At 75.6% G+C, this 19,734-nt stretch carries 16 protein-coding genes; 9 read left to right on the forward strand and 7 right to left on the reverse strand.

The window, feature by feature from the left end; translation table 11 throughout:
- Nucleotides 1-53: 53 nt before the first annotated feature.
- Nucleotides 54-1,658: an acyl-CoA carboxylase subunit beta gene (locus HNR12_RS19660; RefSeq protein WP_179768981.1), complete on the reverse strand. Its 1,605-nt coding sequence runs from the start codon at nt 1,656-1,658 to the stop codon at nt 54-56.
- A 621-nt stretch (nt 1,659-2,279) separates the two neighbouring features.
- Here HNR12_RS19660 and HNR12_RS19665 point away from each other — a divergent pair.
- From HNR12_RS19665 to HNR12_RS19695, 7 genes are all read left to right on the forward strand, one after another.
- Nucleotides 2,280-4,922, forward strand: a complete 2,643-nt coding sequence (locus HNR12_RS19665; RefSeq protein WP_179768982.1) for a phosphoenolpyruvate carboxylase — start codon at nt 2,280-2,282, stop codon at nt 4,920-4,922.
- Between the two features lie 103 nt (nt 4,923-5,025).
- On the forward strand, nt 5,026-5,934 hold the full coding sequence (locus HNR12_RS19670) for a biotin--[acetyl-CoA-carboxylase] ligase (RefSeq protein WP_179768983.1): 909 nt from the start codon (nt 5,026-5,028) through the stop codon (nt 5,932-5,934).
- A 631-nt stretch (nt 5,935-6,565) separates the two neighbouring features.
- Nucleotides 6,566-6,835: a hypothetical protein gene (locus tag HNR12_RS19675; RefSeq protein ID WP_179768984.1), complete on the forward strand. Its 270-nt coding sequence runs from the start codon at nt 6,566-6,568 to the stop codon at nt 6,833-6,835.
- A gap of 208 nt (nt 6,836-7,043) precedes the next feature.
- Entirely contained in the window at nt 7,044-7,295 is a 252-nt protein-coding gene (locus HNR12_RS19680; RefSeq protein ID WP_179768985.1) for a hypothetical protein, read from the forward strand.
- A gap of 94 nt (nt 7,296-7,389) precedes the next feature.
- The gene (locus HNR12_RS19685; RefSeq protein WP_179768986.1) at nt 7,390-7,965 is read left to right on the forward strand and encodes a CAP domain-containing protein; all 576 of its coding nucleotides are present in this window, start codon (nt 7,390-7,392) and stop codon (nt 7,963-7,965) included.
- Between the two features lie 386 nt (nt 7,966-8,351).
- On the forward strand, nt 8,352-9,359 hold the full coding sequence (locus HNR12_RS19690; protein WP_179768987.1) for an adenylate/guanylate cyclase domain-containing protein: 1,008 nt from the start codon (nt 8,352-8,354) through the stop codon (nt 9,357-9,359).
- 496 nt (nt 9,360-9,855) lie between these two features.
- Nucleotides 9,856-10,383 carry an EF-hand domain-containing protein gene (locus tag HNR12_RS19695; protein ID WP_179768988.1) on the forward strand — a complete coding sequence of 176 codons (528 nt, stop codon included), beginning with the start codon at nt 9,856-9,858 and terminating at the stop codon, nt 10,381-10,383.
- A gap of 342 nt (nt 10,384-10,725) precedes the next feature.
- On the opposite strand, the gene HNR12_RS19700 is transcribed toward HNR12_RS19695, so the two are convergent.
- From HNR12_RS19700 to HNR12_RS19725, 6 genes are read right to left on the reverse strand one after another with little or no spacing between them, the layout of a single operon-like run.
- Nucleotides 10,726-11,142 carry a DUF6917 domain-containing protein gene (locus HNR12_RS19700; protein WP_179768989.1) on the reverse strand — a complete coding sequence of 139 codons (417 nt, stop codon included), beginning with the start codon at nt 11,140-11,142 and terminating at the stop codon, nt 10,726-10,728.
- Nucleotides 11,139-12,104: a Gfo/Idh/MocA family protein gene (locus tag HNR12_RS19705; protein ID WP_179768990.1), complete on the reverse strand. Its 966-nt coding sequence runs from the start codon at nt 12,102-12,104 to the stop codon at nt 11,139-11,141. The genes HNR12_RS19700 and HNR12_RS19705 overlap by 4 nt, the downstream gene beginning before the upstream one ends.
- On the reverse strand, nt 12,104-13,228 hold the full coding sequence (locus HNR12_RS19710; protein WP_179768991.1) for an Ldh family oxidoreductase: 1,125 nt from the start codon (nt 13,226-13,228) through the stop codon (nt 12,104-12,106). Before HNR12_RS19710 ends, HNR12_RS19705 begins: the two co-directional genes overlap by 1 nt.
- Entirely contained in the window at nt 13,225-14,514 is a 1,290-nt protein-coding gene (locus tag HNR12_RS19715) for a M20/M25/M40 family metallo-hydrolase (protein WP_179768992.1), read from the reverse strand. The genes HNR12_RS19710 and HNR12_RS19715 overlap by 4 nt, the downstream gene beginning before the upstream one ends.
- Nucleotides 14,511-15,530, reverse strand: a complete 1,020-nt coding sequence (locus HNR12_RS19720; RefSeq protein WP_308118629.1) for a sugar phosphate isomerase/epimerase family protein — start codon at nt 15,528-15,530, stop codon at nt 14,511-14,513. Before HNR12_RS19720 ends, HNR12_RS19715 begins: the two co-directional genes overlap by 4 nt.
- Complete coding sequence (locus HNR12_RS19725; protein WP_179768993.1) at nt 15,523-16,575, reverse strand: oxidoreductase; 1,053 nt, start codon at nt 16,573-16,575, stop codon at nt 15,523-15,525. Before HNR12_RS19725 ends, HNR12_RS19720 begins: the two co-directional genes overlap by 8 nt.
- 631 nt (nt 16,576-17,206) lie before the next feature.
- Between HNR12_RS19725 and HNR12_RS19735 the strand changes: the two genes are divergently transcribed.
- Nucleotides 17,207-18,457 carry a DegT/DnrJ/EryC1/StrS family aminotransferase gene (locus tag HNR12_RS19735; protein WP_179768995.1) on the forward strand — a complete coding sequence of 417 codons (1,251 nt, stop codon included), beginning with the start codon at nt 17,207-17,209 and terminating at the stop codon, nt 18,455-18,457.
- Nucleotides 18,454-19,587 carry a DegT/DnrJ/EryC1/StrS family aminotransferase gene (locus tag HNR12_RS19740; protein ID WP_179768996.1) on the forward strand — a complete coding sequence of 378 codons (1,134 nt, stop codon included), beginning with the start codon at nt 18,454-18,456 and terminating at the stop codon, nt 19,585-19,587. Before HNR12_RS19735 ends, HNR12_RS19740 begins: the two co-directional genes overlap by 4 nt.
- Nucleotides 19,588-19,734 lie beyond the last annotated feature (147 nt).

Raw genomic sequence — 19,734 nt, forward strand, 5'->3', positions numbered from 1 at the left:
CCACCCCCTGTTCGCGTACCTCGATGACCTCGCGTACCTCGTGGACCGCCCGCTCACAGCGGGATGTTCCCGTGCTTCTTGGGTGGAAGCTGCTCGCGCTTGCCGGCCAGCGAGCGCAGCGCCTTGGCCACCGCCACCCGGGTCTCCGAGGGCAGGATCACGCCGTCGACGTAGCCGCGCTCGGCGGCGGCGTAGGGGTTGAGCAGGGCGTCCTCGTATTCCTGCACCAGCCGGGCGCGCTCGCCCTCGACGTCCTCGGCCGCCGCCAGGGTGCGCCGGTGCAGGATGTTGACCGCGCCCTGGGCGCCCATCACCGCGATCTGGGCGGTGGGCCAGGCCAGGTTGATGTCGGCGCCCAGGTGCTTGGAGCCCATGACGTCGTAGGCGCCGCCGAACGCCTTGCGGGTGATGACCGTGATCAGCGGGACGGTGGCCTCGGCGTAGGCGTAGATGAGCTTGGCGCCGTGGCGGATGATCCCGTTCCACTCCTGGTCGGTGCCGGGCAGGAACCCGGGGACGTCCACGAAGGTGAGCACCGGGACGTTGAAGGCGTCGCAGGTGCGCACGAACCGGGCGGCCTTCTCGGAGGCGTCGATGTCCAGGCAGCCGGCCAGGCTCATCGGCTGGTTGGCCACCACGCCCACCGGCCGGCCCTCGACCCGCCCGTAGCCGACCACGATGTTGGTGGCGAACTGGGCGTGCACCTCCAGGAACGCGCCGTCGTCCAGGACGTGCTCGATCACCCGGTGCATGTCGTAGGGCTGGTTGGCGGAGTCGGGCACGAAGGTGTCCAGCTCGCGGTCGGTGTCGGTGACCTCGGGCTCGTCGGGGCCCTCGGCGACCGGCGGGTCCTCAAGGTTGTTGGCCGGCAGGTAGGACAGCAGTTCGCGGACGTAGTCGAGCGCGTCCCGCTCGTCGGCGGCCATGTAGTGGGCCACACCCGACTTGGTGTTGTGCGCCCGCGCGCCGCCCAGCTCCTCCACGGTGACGTCCTCGCCGGTGACCGTCTTGATGACGTCGGGGCCGGTGATGAACATCTGGGAGGTCTGGTCGACCATGACCACGAAGTCGGTGAGCGCGGGGGAGTACACGTGCCCGCCGGCCGCGGCGCCCATGATCAGGGAGATCTGCGGGATGACGCCGGAGGCGTGGGTGTTGCGCTTGAAGATCTCGGCGTAGAGGCCCAGCGCGACCACGCCCTCCTGGATGCGCGCGCCGCCGCCCTCGTTGATGCCGATCACCGGGCAGCCGGTCTTGAGGGCGTGGTCGAGGACCTTGACGATCTTCTCGCCGTAGACCTCGCCCAGGGAGCCGCCGAAGACGGTCACGTCCTGGCTGAACACCGCGACCGGGCGGCCGTCGACCGTGCCGTAGCCGGTGACGACGCCGTCGCCGTAGGGGCGGTTGGACTCCAGCCCGAAGCCCGTGGAGCGGTGCCGCGCCAGGGCGTCGAACTCGACGAAGGAGCCCGGGTCCAGAAGGGCGTCGATGCGCTCGCGGGCGGTCATCTTGCCCTTGGCGTGCTGCTTCTCGATGGCCCGCTGCGAACCGGCGTGCACCGCCTCGTAGCGGCGGCGCTCCAGGTCGGCGAGCTTGCCCGCGGTGGTGTGGATGTCGATCTCGGCCGCGGGCAGGGGTTCAGGGGCTTCGGTGGCCATAACGCCACACGATAACTCCGCGCGCGGCCGCGGCGGTGACGCGCCCCGGGATTGGGCGGCAGGTCGGGGGGTGGGTGGGTGGGGAGGACGACGGGCGCGGAGCGGCGGGCGGTGGGTGGGCTTGTGGGCGGTGCTTCCCGGCGCCGCATTCGCCTGGGCGGCCGCCGCCACGCCGAGCCGGTCCGCCCGCCCCGGGCACCGGTGGCCGCGCGCCTGGCTCCCCGCCTCTCCTCGGTGCCTCGTCGCAACCCCGACCATCGGCCACGCTGACCGATGATCGTTCGCCCGAGCCCCTGCCGCCGTCGCCGTCACCGCCCTCGCCGTCGCCCCCGCCGACCGGCGCGGGCTCGGGCTCGGGCTCGCGCGGCTGTGGCACGGCGGTCAAGGCGGTGTCGGCCCGCCGTCGCACCGGCCCCGCGCGGGCCCGCCCAAGGGCCGGGGCGTGATGGGGTGGCCTTCGGTGGGAAAGGGGCGGTGGCGGGAGTGCGGGAGCGGGAGTCCGGCGGCGGTGGCGGGAGTGCCGACGCCGCCCGCGCGGCCGGACGCGGCCGCCGCGCCCCGCACGGAGTTATGGTCCCCCGTTCAACAGTGGTTCAGACCAATCTGGGTAAGGTCGTGCACATGACAGCGGTAAGCGCGGAACGCGACAGTGCTCGCCAGGAGATCCCCGACCAGCTCCGCGGCGACGTCCGCCTGCTGGGCGGGATGCTGGGCACGGTGCTGGCCGAGAGCGGCGGCGCCGACCTGCTCGACGACGTCGAGCGGCTGCGGCGCGCCGTCATCGGCGCACGCGACGGCTCGGTCGACGGCGCCGAGATCACCGAACTCGTGGCCTCCTGGCCCCTGGAGCGGGCCAAGCAGGTCGCCCGGGCCTTCACCGTCTACTTCCACCTGGCCAACCTGGCCGAGGAGCACCAGCGCATCCGCGCCCTGCGCGAGCGCGACGACGCCGACAACCCGCCCCGGGAGTCCCTGGCCGCCGCCGTGCGCGCCATCCGCGCCGACGCCGGCGAGGACGCGCTGCGCGAGATGGTCGCCGCCATGGAGTTCCACCCCGTGCTGACCGCGCACCCCACCGAGGCGCGGCGCCGGGCGGTCTCCACCTCGATCCTGCGCATCAGCGGGCAGCTGGAGAAGCTGCACGCCGCCCACCCCGGCAGCACCGCCGAGGCCGAGACCCGGCGCCGCCTGCTGGAGGAGATCGACCTGCTGTGGCGGACCTCCCAGCTCCGCTACACCAAGCTCGACCCGCTGGACGAGGTCCGCACCGCGCTGGCGGCCTTCGACGAGACCATCTTCCAGGTGGTGCCGCAGATCTACCGGTCCCTGGACGCCGCGCTCGACCCCGAGGGCACCGGGCGCGAACCCGCCCGCGCCCCCGCGTTCGTGCGCTACGGCAGCTGGATCGGCGGCGACCGCGACGGCAACCCCTTCGTCACCCACGACATCACCCGCGAGGCCATCGCGATCCAGTCCGAGCACGTGCTGCGGGCCCTGGAGAACGCCTGCGGCCGGATCGCGCGCACCCTCACCGCCTACGGCAACCTCACCCCCGCCAGCCCCGACCTGCGCGACCACCTGGCCGCCGCCGAGGCCGGATACCCGCGGATCATGGCCGAGATCGCCAAGCGCTCGCCCAACGAGCCGCACCGCCAGGCGCTGCTGTTCGCCACCGAGCGGCTGCGCGCCACCCGCGAGCGCAACGCCGACCTCGCCTACCCCAACCCCGAGGCGTTCCTGGCCGACCTGCGGACCGTGCAGGCCTCCCTGGCCCGCGCCGGGGCGGTGCGCCAGGCCAACGGCGAGCTGCAGCACCTCGTCTGGCAGGCCGAGACCTTCGGGTTCCACCTGGCCGAACTGGAGGTCCGCCAGCACAGCGCGGTGCACGCCCAGGCGCTGGCCGAGCTGCGCGCCGGCGAGGAGCCCTCCGAGCGCACCCGCGAGGTGCTGGCCACGCTGCGCGTGATCGCCTGGATCCAGGAGCGGTTCGGGGTCGACGCCTGCCGCCGCTACATCGTCAGCTTCACCCGCTCGGCCGAGGACGTCGCGGCCGTCTACGAGCTGGCCGACCGCGCCATGCCCGGCGGCCGCGCGCCCGTCCTCGACGTGATCCCGCTGTTCGAGACCGGCGCCGACCTGGAGGCGTCGCCGCGGGTGCTCGACGGCATGCTGGAGCTGCCCGAGATGGCGCGCCGCCTGGAGCAGACCGGCCGCCGCATGGAGGTCATGCTGGGCTACAGCGACTCCGCCAAGGACGTCGGCCCGGTCAGCGCCACGCTGCGGCTCTACGACGCCCAGGCCCAGCTCGCCGAGTGGGCCGAGCGCAACGACGTCCGGCTCACCCTGTTCCACGGCCGCGGCGGCTCGCTGGGCCGGGGCGGCGGCCCCGCCAGCCGGGCGCTGCTCGCCCAGGCGCCGGGCTCGGTCGCGGGCCGGTTCAAGGTCACCGAGCAGGGCGAGGTCATCTTCGCCCGCTACGGCCAGCGCGCCATCGCCCACCGCCACATCGAGCAGGTGGGCCACGCCATCCTCATGGCCGGCACCGAGCAGGTGCAGGAGCGCGCCCGCGCGGCGTCGGCCAAGCACCGCGGGCTCGCCGACCGCATCGCCGAGGCGGCGCACCGCGCCTACCGCGAGCTGATCGACACCGAGGGGTTCGCCGAGTGGTTCTCCCGGGTCAGCCCGCTGGAGGAGCTGGGCGAGCTGCGGCTGGGCTCGCGCCCGTCGCGGCGCGGCGCCGCCCGCGGCCTGGAGGACCTGCGCGCCATCCCGTGGGTGTTCGCCTGGACCCAGACCCGCGTCAACCTGCCCGGCTGGTACGGCCTGGGCACCGGCCTGGCCGCCGTGGAGGACGTCGAGGCCCTGCACACGGCCTACACCGAGTGGCCGCTGTTCTCGTCGCTGCTGGACAACGCCGAGATGAGCCTGGCCAAGACCGACCGCGCCATCGCCGAGCGCTACCTGGCGCTGGGCGGACGGCCGGAGCTGACCGAGCTGGTCCTGGCCGAGTACGACCGCACCCGCGACCTCGTGCTGAAGGTCACGGGGCACAAGCGGCTGCTGGAGAACCGCCGGGTGCTGTCCCGCGCGGTTGACCTGCGCAACCCCTACGTGGACGCGCTGTCGCACCTGCAGTTGCGGGCGCTGGAGGCGCTGCGCGGCGACGAGGCGCGCGACCTCTCCGAGGAGGACCAGCGGCACCTGGAGCGGCTGCTGCTGCTCACGGTCAACGGCGTGGCCGCCGGCCTGCAGAACACCGGCTGAGGCCGCGGCGGCCGAAGGGGGCCGGCGGCCGCGTGCCGCCGGCCCCCTCGCCGCCGGGGCGGCCGGGGCCGCGCCCGCCCCGGCGGGGCGGTTGAATGGCCCCATGGGCGCTGACGACACCGCGTTTCCGCGATCACCGCACCACCGCGGCCCCGAGGCCGCCGACGACCGGCCGCCGCTGCGTCCGGCCGCCCTGGAGCGCGCCCTGGTGCGCCCCGGCGGGCTGTGGCGGACCATCACGGTCGTCCCGGCCATGGCCTCGACCAACACCGCGCTGCTGGAGCACGCGCGGCAGGGCGAGCCCGAGGGCGCGGTCCTGGTCACCGAGCACCAGACGGCCGGCCGGGGCCGGCTGGACCGGGGGTTCACCACGCCGCCGCGCGCCGCGCTCACCCTGTCGGCGCTGGTGCGGCCGCGGGTCCCGGCGGCGCGCGTGGGCTGGCTGTCGTTGCTGATGGGTGTGGCGGCCGTGGCCGCCGTGGAGCGCGCGGCGGGGGTGGCGACCGCGCTGAAGTGGCCCAACGACCTGCTCTCCCGCGACGGCGAGCACAAGCTCGCCGGGATCCTCGCCGAGGCCGCGTTCCCCGCCCCCGACGGCGGCGGCGCGGCGGACCCGCCCGGGATCGTCATCGGGATCGGGCTGAACGTGGCACAGCGCCGCGAGGAGCTGCCGGTGGAGACCGCGACGTCGCTGGCCCTGTGCGGCGCGCCGGGGACCGACCGCGACGCGCTGCTGCGCGCCCTGCTGGAGGAGTTCGCCGAGCGCTACGCCGCCTGGGCGGCGGCAGGCGGCGACGCCGAGGCGGCCGGACTGGCCGAGGAGTACCGGCGGCACTGCCTGACCGTGGGGCGCGCCGTGCGGGTGCACCTGCCCGGCGACCGGCGGGCCGAGGGCCGCGCGGTGGGGGTGGACGCCGAGGGCCGTCTGGTCGTGCGCACCGAGACGGGCCGGGAGCAGGCGCTCAGCGCCGGGGACGTGGTGCACGTCCGCCCGGGCGGCACCGCCGGCTGACACCCGGCCGCGCGGCACGCGCGAGGGCGCGCCGCCCCGCTCTGGCGGGGCGCGGGCGCGGACGCCGGGCCGCGTGCGGCGCGGCGGGGGAAGCCCGGCAATTCATGTCCTTCGGCCGCTGCGCCGAATTCCGTTCCGCCGCGGCCGCTCGGGCGGGAATCGCGGGGACGGGCGGCGGCGCTCGGCGCGGGCGCGGAAGGGGCGCCCACGGCGGTCAATTCCGGGCCGGTGCCGGTGGCGGTGCGCGCGGTCGGCCAAAGTTCCGTGCCGGGCCGGGGGAGTGCCGGTACCGCCGTCGAGCCGGGATACGGCGCGTGCCCCACCTTCCGCCCCCTTGTCCCCGGCGGGCGCCCGGAGGCGGTGCGGCGTCCGGGCGCCCGGCACGGTGCGCGCCCGCAGCGCCATTTCGTAGAAGAATGAACCATTTTTCCTGGGTGGAATGTCGGTGTATATGCTCCTGGGGGTGTGTCGACCAATGGTCCGCCATAGATGATAATGATTACTTTACGCACTGAATCAAATTCAGTGTGTTACATCGGGTGGGTTTGCGGACAGATTCCCTGTGGCGCCCGGGACGGGTTGCCGCAGGTCGGACACGGGGTCCGGCCCATACGAGAGGGGAACCTGACTTATGAAGCGCACGACTCTGCGCCGTCTCGCCATCGCCGCGCTCGCCGCGCCCGCCATCGTGCTTTCCGCGCAGTCCCTGGCCATGGCCGACAGCGGCTACGCCGCCGAGGCGACCGCTGCCGGGCCGTACGGCGCCAGCTCCTACGGCGTGGTGGCCGCCGCCGGTCACGGCGACGACAAGGGCGGCGGCTGGTCGTTCTACCACCAGCACTCCGACTACGCGGGCCCCAAGGGTGCCGGTAGCCAGAGCGTGACCAGCGTCGCGGACTAGGTCGGCACGCACACGCGCGGTTGACGAACGCGGCGGCCCGCACGGGCGGCGGCGTCAAGACCGGAAGGGGCCGGACGCCGCGGGTGTCCGGCCCTGTTTACGCCTCCACGTAACTACACAGGGTAATCACTCGGTCTCCATGTGCGGTCGTGGGCGCAGGCGTCGGTTTGCCGATGCGCGGCCCGCGACAGCACGGAAAGCAGGACAGATGAAGAGTTCACTCCGCCGCATCGGCCTCGTTGCCGCAGCCGTGCCGATGCTGGCGCTCGCCGCCCCGGCCGCCGCGTCGGCCGACGCCATGTTCCTCGACAGCACCACCACCGCCGACCACGAGGGCGCCGCCATCACCGTGGTCGAGAGCATCACGCGCCGGGACGGCACCGTCGTCTACCGCACCACCACCTACACCGCCGGCCTGGGAGGTGCCCATGTCCACGTCGTCTACAGCTCGGCCTTGTGAGCCTCCGCGCCGGCGCGCGCGGGCCGTCGCGGGGCCCGATCCGCACCGCCGGCGCGGAGGCTCATCCGGGTCCGCCCCGCGCGGCCGGGCCGGCGTGACCCGCGGGGCGATCGACCGCGGAGCCGCGGTACTGGCCGGACTGTGCTGCGCCGCCGCCCTGGGTAGCGCGCCCGCCGGTGCCGACCCGTGGCCCGCCGCGCCCGAGCCGCCCGCGGTGCCGCAGCGGCCCGGCGGCGCGCCCGAGGCGCCCTCGGCACCGCGGCCGCCCGGCGGCGCGCAGGGCACCAAGGACGACTCCCGCGCCGAGTCGCTGGTGCGCGAGGTCAACGAGGCCCACACCGGCGCCGGGTGCGCCCGCCTGCGCGAGGACGACCGGCTGGCCGCCGCCGCGCGCAAGCACGCCGCCGACATGGCCGAGCGCGGCCGGCTCACCCACACCAGCGCCAACGGCGACCGCGGCGACGACCGCGCCGAGGCCGAGGGATACCGGCACTGGTCGGGCGAGCTGATCGCCCGGGGCCAGAAGACGGCCGGCGAGACCGTGCGCGACTGGAAGAACAGCTCCAGCCACCGCCGCATCATGCTGGACTGCGGGCACACCGAGGTCGGCGCCGGAGCCTACGACGACTCCGGCCGCGTCTACTGGACGCTGGTGCTGGGCCGGGGCTGACCGCCGCGCCGCCGTGCCGTCACGGGCGTCCGCCAGGGGCCGCGCCGCCGCACCGCGCCTCCGAACCCGCCGACCGCCCGGCGCCGGGCGGGTACCGGCCGGTACGGGGCGCCGCCCGCGGCGGGCCCGCCGCCTGTGCGAGGATCGTCCCGTGACGGTGCGGCGCCGCCGCGACCGCGGCCCGCGGCCGCCCCCGCGCCGTGCGCACCCCCCGCGGGCTGCGCGGACGCGGTGCGGACCTGGTCTTTCTTGACGGGCGCCGCCCCCACGTACTAAACCGACAGTGACGCGCGGGTGACCGTGCCCTCTGTGCCTTCTGTGCCTTCCGTCCGCTCGGCCGGTGCCGCGTTCCCCCCGCCGCACCGGCCTCGAACACGAGAGTTCCTATGTCGTCGCGTCCCGACCCCTCGGAGATCGAAGCCGTCCTGCTCGGTGGCGAGGCGCGCTATACGCGGGAGGAGGCGGTGCGGTTGGCCGGGGCCTCCAACGACTTCACCAAGCGCGTCTGGCGGGCGCTGGGGTTCGCCGCCCGGGGCGAGGACGCCGTGGCGTTCACCGACGGCGACGTCGAGGCGCTGCGCGTCACCTCGGAGCTGATGAAGAACGGCGTCCTGGACGAGGACGCCGCCATCCGCATGGCGCGGGCGATGGGCCAGACCATGGCGCGCCTGGCCGAGTGGCAGACCAGCATCCTGTCGACCCTCTCCTACGAGCCGCAGGACCGCGCCGCCGACGACGGCCACGGCCCCCTGGTGGGGCTCGCCCAGGAGCTCATGCCCGACATCGAGAACCTGCTGCTCTACATCTGGCGGCGCCAGCTCGCGGCCTCGATCGCGCGGCGGATCGCGTTCGCGCGCAGCAGCGACGACGCCGCGCCCACCTACTTCCCCCTGGCGGTGGGGTTCGCCGACCTGGTGTCGTTCACCACGCTCAGCCGCGAGCTGGACGAGGTGGAGCTGGCCGAGGTGGTCGAGGGCTTCGAGTCCACCGCCACCGACATCGTGGCCTCCGGCGGCGGGCGCGTGGTCAAGACCCTCGGCGACGAGGTGCTCTACGTCGCCAACACCGCACTCCAGGCCGCCGAGATCGCCCTGCAGCTCGCCGACGGCGTCAAGACCCACATAGAGGTCCCCGACGTCCGCGTGGGGCTGGCCTACGGTCCGGTGCTCGCGCTGCTGGGCGACGTGTTCGGCACGACGGTGAACCGCTCGGCGCGGCTGACGTCCTTCGCCCGCCCGGGCACCATCCTGATCGACGAGGCGCTGGCCGACCAGCTGCGCGACGAGCCCGCGCTGCAGGTGGTGGCGGTGCGGGCGCGGCACGCCCACGGCCTGGGCCAGCTCCAGCCCTACGCGCTGCGCCGCAGCTACGAGCCGGCCGACCCCTCGGTCTGAGCGCCGCGCGCGGCCGTCGGGGGCGGGCCTGCCCGCCCCCGACGGCCGGCCGCTTTCCCACCCGCCTCCGCCCCGCCCGCGCCGCCGCGGGCGCGGGCCCCTGGGCGTCCTGCCGGGTGCCGCCCCACCGCGGAGCGGGGGTTCAGGGCGGGAGCAATCGCCTTTCTCCGGATCGGCCGAAAAGAGCAGCGGCCCCGGATTCCCCAGTGGAGAAAGCGCGCTTTCACGGTGCTTCCTCCCCCACCCGGGCATCGCGGGAAAATCCGTTATATGACGGAAATCCACTCGTGGTTTTCTGGGTGTTAATCGATTGATGTCCGGTATGCATTCTCATGGGGTGGTGCGCAACAATGCCGGTGTGCCGTTAATTCATTCTTGTGGACTGGTCGGCATAGGCGGGAAACGCTAATGTAAATCCCGCGAAGCTTCGCTGACCGGCCCGAAACTGCGCATTCGGGCCAATCGTCCACCCTCGTTTTGCGTTGAGGAGCAATACATGGCGAGTAGCCTCACCGAGCGCGACCGGCTCAACGAGCGTTTCTCCTTCTGGGACAACAACGGCGACGGCCAGATCGACCGATCGGACTTCGAGGCCGAGGCGCGCGAGATCATCCGGAGCCTCAACGAGGACGAGACGTCCCCCCGGGCGCGCGCGGTCCTCGACTCCTACACCCAGATGTGGGACTACCTGGCCAGCAAGGCCGGGAAGAGCTCGCTGAACGCCGAGGAGTTCGCCCAGGTCGCCGAGGCCGAGATCATCAGCCAGGGCGACGCCGGCTTCAGCCGCGTGCTGCGGCCGACCATCCGGGCGATCGTGGACCTCCTCGACACCGACGGCGACTCCCGGGTCAGCCCGGACGAGTTCAAGCGCTGGCTGGACGCCATCGGTGTGCAGTCCGACAGTGCCGAGATCTTCCAGCAGATCGACACCAACGGCAACGGCTACCTGACCGTGGACGAACTGCTCGCCGCCGTCCGCGACTACCACCTCGGGCGCAGCGACGTGCCGCTGCTGGGCCGCTGAGCCGGTAGCCGCCCGCGGCGGCGCCGTGCGGGACGGTGCCGCCGCGGGTCCGGGCCGACCGCGCCGTGGTGCGGCCTTCGCACCGGGAGGGTGAAGGCCGCCGGGCGGCGCGGTCGGCAGCACTGTCGGCGCGGTTCACGCCGCTGTTCCCGCCGTGTGCTGTGTGCGCCGGCCGTGCTGTGGGTACCGGCCCCGTTCCGGCGGTTCCCTCCGTGCCCCCGGCGCGCCCCGCCGCTGCGCAGGCCCGTCAGCGCTCGGCGGTGCCCGTCGACGCCTCGCCCGCCCACCGCGCTCCCCGCGCACGCCCGGCCGACCGGTCCGGCCGCGCCCCCCTCCTTCCCCTCAGTCCTCCGCGAACGGGGCCGGGACGAACTCGATCCGGTCCTCGGGCGCCAGTCGGAGGTCCGGCCCCGTCAGCGTGCGCGGCGTGCGCACCAGCACGTTGTAGTGGTTGGGGAAGTGGCAGGCGTCGAACCCCAGGACCGTGCCGACCGTGCGGCCGTTGACCCGCAGTTCGTCGCCGCGGTCGATCACGCCGGCGCGGTCGATCTCGGCGAAGCCGAGGAACCCCACCCGGTCGATCCGCGTGCCCGCCGCCGTGCCGGTGTGGTCGGTGGTGACCAGCTCGTGCACCTCGCCCGCCCGCACGCAGCGGCTGGCGAACGGCTCCAGCGACATCCCGCGGTCCGTGCGGCGGTGCACCAGCACTTTGACCACCGTGGCCGCCACCGTGCGCTTGGCCCCGTCCTCGCCGATCACGCGCGTCCCCCCGCCCCGGTGGCCGCCGACGCGCCGGACTCCGGCGCCCGCTCCGCGCGGTAGGCCGCCTCGACCAGCGCCAGGGCCGGCACGCCGCCGTCGCCGCCCGCCGGGGCGCGCCCGCGCACGCGGTCCTCGAAGTCGGCCAGGATCGCGGCGTACTCGTGCCACAGCGAGCCCTTGAAGCCCGGGTGGCCGGCGAGCATGTCGGCGCCGTCGGTGCCGCCATCGGCCAGCCGCACCAGCACGTCCTTGCGCTCGCCCGGAAAGGCCCAGTCCAGTTCGACGGTCGCCGCTGCGCCGTCCGCCGAGGCGAGGCGCACCCGCGCCCGGCGGTCCAGGCCCGCGGGGTCGCGCTCGACCTCGGCGCCGACCACCTCGACCTCGCCCAGCAGCAGCCGTACCAGGTCCAAGGCGTTGGGCCCGTTGTCGGCGACGCAGCCGCCCCCGCACCGGAGCGGGTCGAGGTACCAGGCGTCGCCGCCGATGTGGTCCTCGATCCGCTCCAGATAGCGCACGGTGAGCCCGGTGACCGGGGCGCGCCCGGCCAGGCGGCCCGCCAGGGCCCGCACGGCGGCGTTGTGGCGGCGGTGGAACGCGGTGCGCAGCACCACGCCGCGCCGCTCGGCCGCCGCCGCCAGCGCCTCGGCGTCGGGCAGGGCCGTGGCCAGCGGCTTCTCCACGCAGACCGGGAGTCCGGCGGCGACCGCGTCGCCGGCGACGGCGGCGTGCAGGTGGTTGGGCACCGCCACCACGACGGCGTCGAGGCCGCCGGCGGCCAGCAGGTCGCGGTGGTCGCGGTGGCAGGGCACGGTCGCGGCGAAGGGCGCCAGGGCCTCGGGGGAGGGGTCGCACACGGCCGCCAGGCGCAGCGACGGGCGCTCGCACAGCGCCCGGACGTAGAACCGCGAGATGGCGCCCAGGCCGATGAGCCCCACGCGCAGCGGTGCGGTCGGTGCCATCACACGCCTCCGATCAGCGCGGGCGCGGCGGTGCCCGCGGCGGCGGCCGCCGCCGCGAGTTCGCGGTAGACGGCCTCGGCCAGCGGCACCCCGGTGCGGCGGTGCTCGGCCGCCCGCTCGGCCTCGGGCCAGCCCGGGTAGCGCACGGGTGAGGCGGGATCGGTCGGCGGGCAGGCCAGGACCTCGGCGAACAGGGTGCGGGCGTCGTCGGCGAAACCCGCGCGCAGCGCCGCAGGAGCGAAGGCCGCCGCCAGGAACCCGATGTCGTCGTCGGCGGGGGCCGCGCCGCCGGCGCCGGGGTCGGGCCAGGGTCCCAGACCCGCGCCCGGGACCAGGGCGGCCAGCACCTCGACCGCCAGGCCGAGCCCGAAGCCCTTGTAGGCGCCCTCGCCCTGGCCCAGCCAGCGCAGGTGCGCCTCGCCCCGGTCGAAGGCGGCGGGGTCGGTGACGGGGCGGCCGAGGTCGTCGGCCAGCCAGCCCTCGGGGATGGCGCGGCCGGCGCGCGCGGCCTCGCGCACGCGACCCGTTGGCACGGCCGTGGTGCTCATGTCCAGCACGAACGGGCGGCCGGGCAGGGCGGGCGCGGCGACGGCCAGGGGGTTGGTGCCCAGCAGCGGGCGCCGCCCGCCCGGCGGGGGCGCGATGCGCTGGCGCCCGCAGTTGGCGGCCACGATCCCGACCATGCCGTGCTCGGCGGCGCGGGCGGCGTGGTGGCCGGCGCAGCCGAAATGGGTGGCTCCGCGCACCCACACCAGGCCGGCGCCGTGGTGGCGGGCGCGCTCCACGGCGAGGTCCACGGCGGCGCCCGCCTGCCACAGGCCCAGCGCGCGGCGGGCGTCCACGAGCAGGCAGGCGCCCAGGTCGGAGAGCACGCGGGGCTCGGCGGCGGGGTCGATGCGCCCGGAGTGCAGCGCGGGCAGGTAGATCCGCGCCAGGTTGGCAAGGCCGTGGGAGCGCACCCCGGTGAGGTCGCCGTGGCACAGGGCCGCGGCCGCGGCGTCGGCGCGGTCGGGGGCAAGGCCGCGCGCGGCGAGGATCCGCGCGGTGCAGGCCGCCAGGTCGGCGTGGGCCACCCGCACGTCGCTGCGCGCGGGGACCGGGGGCGCGGTGTCCGATCGTGTCACGATGCTCCGTTCCGCTGTCGGTGGTCGTCGGCGAAGGCGAGCAGCAGCCGGGCGACGGTGTCGGCGAAGGCGTCGAGGTCGGCCAGGTCGGCGAACTCGCCCTGGGCGTGGGCGTTGTTGGCGGCGAGGTCGCCGGGGCCCAGCACGGCGGCGGCGCCGGGCACCCCGGCCATCCATATGGCGTCGCAGGTGAATCCGCGCGCGTCGGCGGGCCAGGGCTCGACCCCGGCGCGCTCCATCAGGTCGCGCAGCCAGGGGTCGGGGCCGTCGAGGGTGGGCAGGCCGCGCTTGAGCCAGTCCAGGCGGGTGATGGCGCGGGCGTCGGCCGCCGTCAGGGCGAAGGGCGGCGCGGCGGCGAAGCGCCGGGAGAACTCCGCCAGGCCGGAGTCCAGGGCCGCCTCGACGGCCGCGCCCAGGCGCCGGCCGGCGGCCGAGGACGCGTAGGCGAGGTTCAGCAGCAGGTCGCCGCGGCCGTAGACGCGGTTGTGCAGCGTGCCGGTGTGCAGCCCGGCCACGCACACGGTGCCGCCGGGGTGGTGGGCCAGCTCCTCGGCGAGGTACTGGGCCAGGAAGCCGAGCAGCACGGTGGCGTTGTGGCCCTCGCCGGGGCGGTCGTCGATGGAGTCGCGGCCGCGCACCCGCACCCGCGCGGTCATGGCGGCGGTGCAGCGCGGCAGGTAGCGCAGGCCGGTGGGCTCGCAGAAGACGTTGAGGCGGCCCACGAGGCCGCGCTCCACCAGGGGGCGGGTGCCGAACACGCCCATGGCGCCGCCCTCCTCTCCGGCGACCGCCTGCACGAGCACCCCGACCTCGGTGCCGACGGCGGGGTCGGCGGCGCGGGCCGCCCGCAGGCCGGCCAGCAGCGCCACGGCCGGGCCCTTGGCGTCGGCGGCGCCGCGCCCGTGGAAGCGGGTGCCGTCGAAGGACACCGGCTCGTCGCCGGCCACGGTGTCCAGGTGCACGTTGAACATGGCGGTGGCGGCGCGCGGCAGCGGCGGGCCCAGGCGCAGCACCAGACTGGGCTGGTCGGCGAGGAACGCGGGGTCGGCCGCGGCGCGGCGCACGGCCTCGGGGACCTCGGGGCGCTCCAGCTCCGCGGGGTCGGGCGCGCCGTGGTGCACCACCACGCAGCCCGCCTCGGCGGCGGCCTCGGCGTAGGTGCGCTGGGCCTGGCGCAGGCGCGGCGGCGGGGCGCCGGGCCCGGTCTCCAGCGGCCCGGCGGTGGGCAGCTCCAGCAGGCGCAGCAGGAGGCGGTGGTCGGCGGGGGTGAGCCGGGCGGTGCTCACGGCGCCCCCCGGCGCACCAGTCCCACCGCACCGCCCGACCAGCCGGGCGCGGCGGGCACGACCACGCGGTCGACCAGGCGGCGCAGCGCCTCGCCGGCGGCGGTGAACCCGGCGGGGTCGCCGGACAGGGCCGTGCCGGGCTCGTGCGGGCGCAGCGCCAGGTGCGGTTCGATCGACCACACGCCCTGGTATCCGGCGGCCAGCAGCATGCGCAGGCAGTCGGCCACCCGCGCCTCGCCCTGGCCGGGGACGGTGTAGACCGTGCCCTGGGGGGTGGAGCGGGCGTCCTTGACGTGGACGTGCGCCACCCGGGCGGCGATGTCGCCGAGCAGGTCGGCGGCGCTGTAGCCGTGGGCGATCCCGTTGCCGGTGTCGAAGAGCAGGCCCAGCGCGGGGCTGGCGACGGAGTCGAGGAGGTCGAGCATGCGCTCGGCGGAGTCGGCGGCCCAGCCCGCGCAGTTCTCGACCAGCAGCCGCAGCCCGCGCCGCTCGGCGAGGTCGCACAGGCGCCGGGTGCGGTCGAGGACGCGGCGGCGCCACTCGTGCTCGGGCAGGCCGTCGTTGGGATAGGACATGACGCGGACGCGGTCGGTGCCCAGGGCGGCGCAGCGGTCGGCCAGGACCGCTAGCTCGGCCAGGTCGGGGCCGGGGTCGCCGGTGACGGGCCGGGCCCAGTTGCCGATCCGGGAGTCCACGCAGCACACCACGACCCCGCGCGCGGAGAGTTCGCCGGCGACTCGGGCGAAGGCGGTGTCGTCGAGGTCGGCGACGGCGGTGCCGCCGACGCTGCGCAGCTCCAGGTGGCGCCAGCCGAGCGTGTCGAGGGCGGCGAGCTGGGTGGCGAGGTCGGGCCCGGCCTCGTCGCCGATGCCGGCGTAGGCGATGGCGGCGGTGGGCCCGGACGCGGCGGCCGGCGGCGCCGCCGAGGGCGCCGTCGGGGCTGCGGGCACCGCGGCCACCGTGTCGGCTGCGGGCGCGGCCGGGGGCGCCGCGGCGATCGGGGCGGGCTCAGGCACGGGGGGGCACCGCCTCGGTAAGGGCGGGGCCGGCGGCGCGGCCGGCGCCGGTCGCGGGGGCGGCGCACACCCGCTTGGCCTCGGCGAGCAGGCGCACCGTGCGCACCTGGATGTCGAACAGGTCGGTGATGGGGCGGCGCCCGGCGAAGTGCTCGTAGGCGCGCAGCATGAAGTCGGCGAGCGCGTCGTCGTGGAAGACCAGGTGGGAGGACCCGTCCTCGGTGGTGGTGCGCAGTTGGGCGGTGTCGTCGTCCTCGCTGCAGGGGTAGTGGCCCACCAGCGTGGCGGTGTCGAACTCCAGGCGGATGCGGCGCTCGCGGGTGGGCGACATCAGGTCGGAGAAGATCTCGGTGCGGGTACCGGAGCGGTGGTCCAGGACGAGCCGGGCCTGCCCCAGGCGGGGGACCTCGACGTTGCCCAGGGCCATGTCGGTACACGCCGCGGCGCGCACCCGCGCGGGGCCGGCCAGCGCCAGCGCCAGCCCGACCGAGTGCGGGAGCTCGACGTCGAAGACGGTGGGGTGGGCGCGGCTGGTCAGGGAGCGGACGAATCTCGGCTTGGTCTGCAGGACCGAGATGGCGCGCAGGGCGCCGAACGCGCCCTCGCGGGCGGCGGCGAGCAGCCGGTAGCTCAGCGCGCTGGTCAGCCACTGCGCGACCACGACGAGGTCCAGGCCGTGGCGGCGGCGGGCGCCGAGCACGGCCGCGAGTTCGGGTTCGTCGGGCGCCAGGGGCTTCTCGACCAGGATGCGGCGGTAGCCCAGGGCGGCGAGGTCGGCCATCAGGCGCGAGCGGACCCCGGGCGGGGTGCACAGGTGGACGACGGTGCGGGCGGGGTCGACCAGCGCCGCGGCCTCGGCCAGGGCGGTCACGGGGCGGGTGCCCGGCAGGGGCGGCTCGCCCCGGAGCGCCCGGATGTCGTGGGTCAGCACGGGGCCGGGCGAGAAGAGGCGCCGGCGGCCGGCGAGGGCGCGGGCGCGGTTCAGCGCCGGGAGGTGCAGCCCCCGCCCCGAGCGGCCCAGACCGACGACGAGCGTGTGCAGCATGGCTACTCCGTCCCCTTTTCCGGTTTTCGGGCGCACGGCGGCGGCACCCGGTCCAGGTGAAGAATGCGATTTTGGGGGTGTGGTCCGACTGGCGCCCTGATTTTCGGTCAGGTGGAGGTCGCGGTGGAATTCCGTGGTCGGACCCCAGGTTCACCGGGTGTGCGGTGTTTGTCAAATGTCCGCAAATTGCCGTCTGGCGATATGTCCGACGTCCGGCCTTGCAGGGGTGCATACGTGGGCATGATCGGACGAACGGGATGTTGTCCCTGTACTGCGCCGATAGGTCGGATTGGCGGAGGATTCGCTTCCGCTGTTGTGTTCCGCCTTGCCGACTGTGCACACTTTTCCCGTGTGCTGCGTTAGTCTCCGGAAGGCGTGGGGAATAACCGCGAACGCTGTGGATTGTCGGCGGAGATAAACCCCGAAACGCCGATGTCTCGATAACCCGGGCAACCCTCGCAACCCAGGTGAACCCGGTAAATCCGGAAGACCCGACCAGCCTTATCGGTTCCGATTCAGCCGAATCCGGCCCGCGATCGCGGTCGGACCCGGCTCGTCCGTTCCGCCCGCCCTCGACAAGCCCTCGTCACCCGTGCCCCCGGGCACGCGATCCGTCCGGCAGGGATGCACCTTGGACACCCCCGCTCCCGCGCCCGCTCCGCGGGCGCCCGCCGCCGTACCGACCACCACCGCCACCCCGCCCGCCGCGGACCCGCCGCCCGCGCCGCCCGTCCCGTTCTTCAGCCAGCGGGCCGCGTTCGCCGAGCTGTGGCCGCGGGTGCGGGCGCACTGCGCCGACGTGCTCGACCACGGCAAGTTCTCCCACGGCCGCAAGGTCGCCGAACTGGAGGCCGTGCTCGCCGCCTGGACCGGCGCCCGCCACGTCATCGGCGTCAACTCCGGCACCGACGCCCTGGTCCTGCTGCTGCGCGCCTGCGGCCTCGAACCCGGCGACGAGGTCGTGGTGCCCGCCTACAGCTTCGCGGCCACGGCCACCTCGGTCGCGCTGGCGCGCGGCCGGCCGGTCTTCGCCGACATCGACCCCGCCACCTACGCGCTGGACCCCGAATCCGCCGCCGCCGCCGTCACGCCGCGCACCCGCGCGGTCATGCCCGCCCACCTGTTCTCGCGCACCGCCGACCTCGACGCGCTGGCCGGCCTCGCCCGCCGCCGGGGGATCACGCTCGTCGAGGACAGCGCCGAGGCCGTCGGCATGCGCTGGAACGGCGTGCACGCCGGGCTGCTGGGCGCCGGCGGGGTGCTGTCGTTCTTCCCCGCCAAGACCCTGGGCGCCATCGGCGACGCCGGCGCCGTGCTGACCGACCGCGACGACATCGCCGACACCGCGGCGGCGCTGCGCCACCACGGCCGGCGCGGCGCCACGCTCGACAACTTCCCCGGCATCGCGACCCAGACCAGCCTGCCCGGCCTCAACAGCAAGATGGACGACCTCCAGGCGGCCGTGCTGCTGGCCAAGCTCCCCGGCCTGGCCGACGACATCCGCCGCCGCGCCGACCTCGCCGCCGCCTACTCCGAGCGGCTGCGGGGCGTGCCCGGGGTGCTCCGGCTGCCCGACCACGCGCCCGGCCCCCACGGCGACCCCCCGGTCTTCTACGTCTACCTGGTCGAGGTCGCCGACCGCGACGCGCTGGCCGCCTTCCTGGCCGACCACGGCGTGGGCACCGAGGTCTACTACCCCGTGCCGCTGCACCTCCAGCCCTGCTTCGCCCACCTCGGCCACGGGCCCGGCGACTTCCCCCGCGCCGAGGCCGCCTGCGCCTCGGCCCTGGCGCTGCCGCTCTACCCCGGCCTCGCGCTCGCCGACCTCGACCGCGTCTGCGCCCTGATCAGCCGCTTCTACACCGGAAGGGAGCGGGTGTGATCCCCTTCTTCCCCCCGGACCTGTTCGCCGAGGACCGCGACGCCCTGCTTGAGGCGGTGCGCGAGGTGGGCACCGACCCCGAGCAGCGGTTCATCCTGGGCCGGCGCACCGCCGCGTTCGAGGACGCGCTGCGCGAGCGGCTGGGTGCCGCCGACGTCGTGGCCTGCTCCAGCGGCACCAGCGCGCTCACCCTGGTGCTGACCGCCATGGGGATCGGCCCCGGCGACGAGGTCGTGGTGCCGGCGTTCGGCTGCGCGCCCCTGGCGGCCGCGGTGGCGGTCCTGGGCGCGGTGCCGGTCTTCGCCGACATCGACCCCTGGACCATGGTGGCCGACCCCGCCGCCGTCGAGGCCGCCGTCACGGATCGCACCGCCGCCCTCATGCCCGCGCACATGTTCTCGGTCATGGCCGACATGCCGCGCATCGCCGACACCGCCCGGCGCCACGGCCTGCGCCTGGTCGAGGACTCCGCCGTCGCCCAGGGCGGGGTGCTCGGCGGGCGCCCGGCCGGGCTCTGGGGCGAGGCGGGCGTGTTCTCGTTCGTGCAGGTCAAGACGTTCGGCACGGCCGGCGAGGGCGGCGCGGTCGTCACCCGCGACCCCGACCTCGGCCAGGCCGTGCGCATGCTGCGCAACCACGGCCAGGACGGCAAGCAGCGGTTCGTGCACCACCGCGTCGGCTACAACAGCCGCTTCGACGAGGTGCTGGCGGCGTTCCAGCTGCACCGGCTGCCCGGCCTCGACGCCCGGCTGCGCCGGCGCGCCGAGATCGCCGACTACTACACCGCGCGGTTCGCCCCGCTGCGCGAGCGCGGGGTGGTCGCCCCGCCGCCGGGCCGCGAGGGCCGCTGCTTCTACGTCTACACCCTGCTCGCCGAGCGCCGCGACGACCTCAAGCGGCACCTGGAGCGCCGGGGCGTGGGCGCCCACGTCTACTACCCGGCGCCGCTGCCGCTCCAGCCCGCGTTCGCCCGCTACGCCGCCCCCGGCGACCGCTGGCCCAACGCCGAGTCCGCCGCCCGCCGCAACATCTCCATTCCCGTCTACCCGCACCTGACCGACGCGCAGGTGGAGCAGGTCGCCGACGCGGTGTGCGCCTTCGCCGACCCCCGGCGGGAGCCGCAGTGGTGACCCCCGACCGCATACCCGCCCGCACCTCCGGAGGCGGCGCCCGCACCCCCGGCCGGCCCCGGGCCCCGGCCCGCTGACCCCCCGCCCGCACGAGCCTCCCGACGTCCCCGACGTCCCCCTGGCGTCCCCCGACGCCCCTGCGACGCC

It is taken from the genome of Streptomonospora nanhaiensis, assembly GCF_013410565.1.
Classification (GTDB): Bacteria; Actinomycetota; Actinomycetes; order Streptosporangiales; family Streptosporangiaceae; genus Streptomonospora; species Streptomonospora nanhaiensis.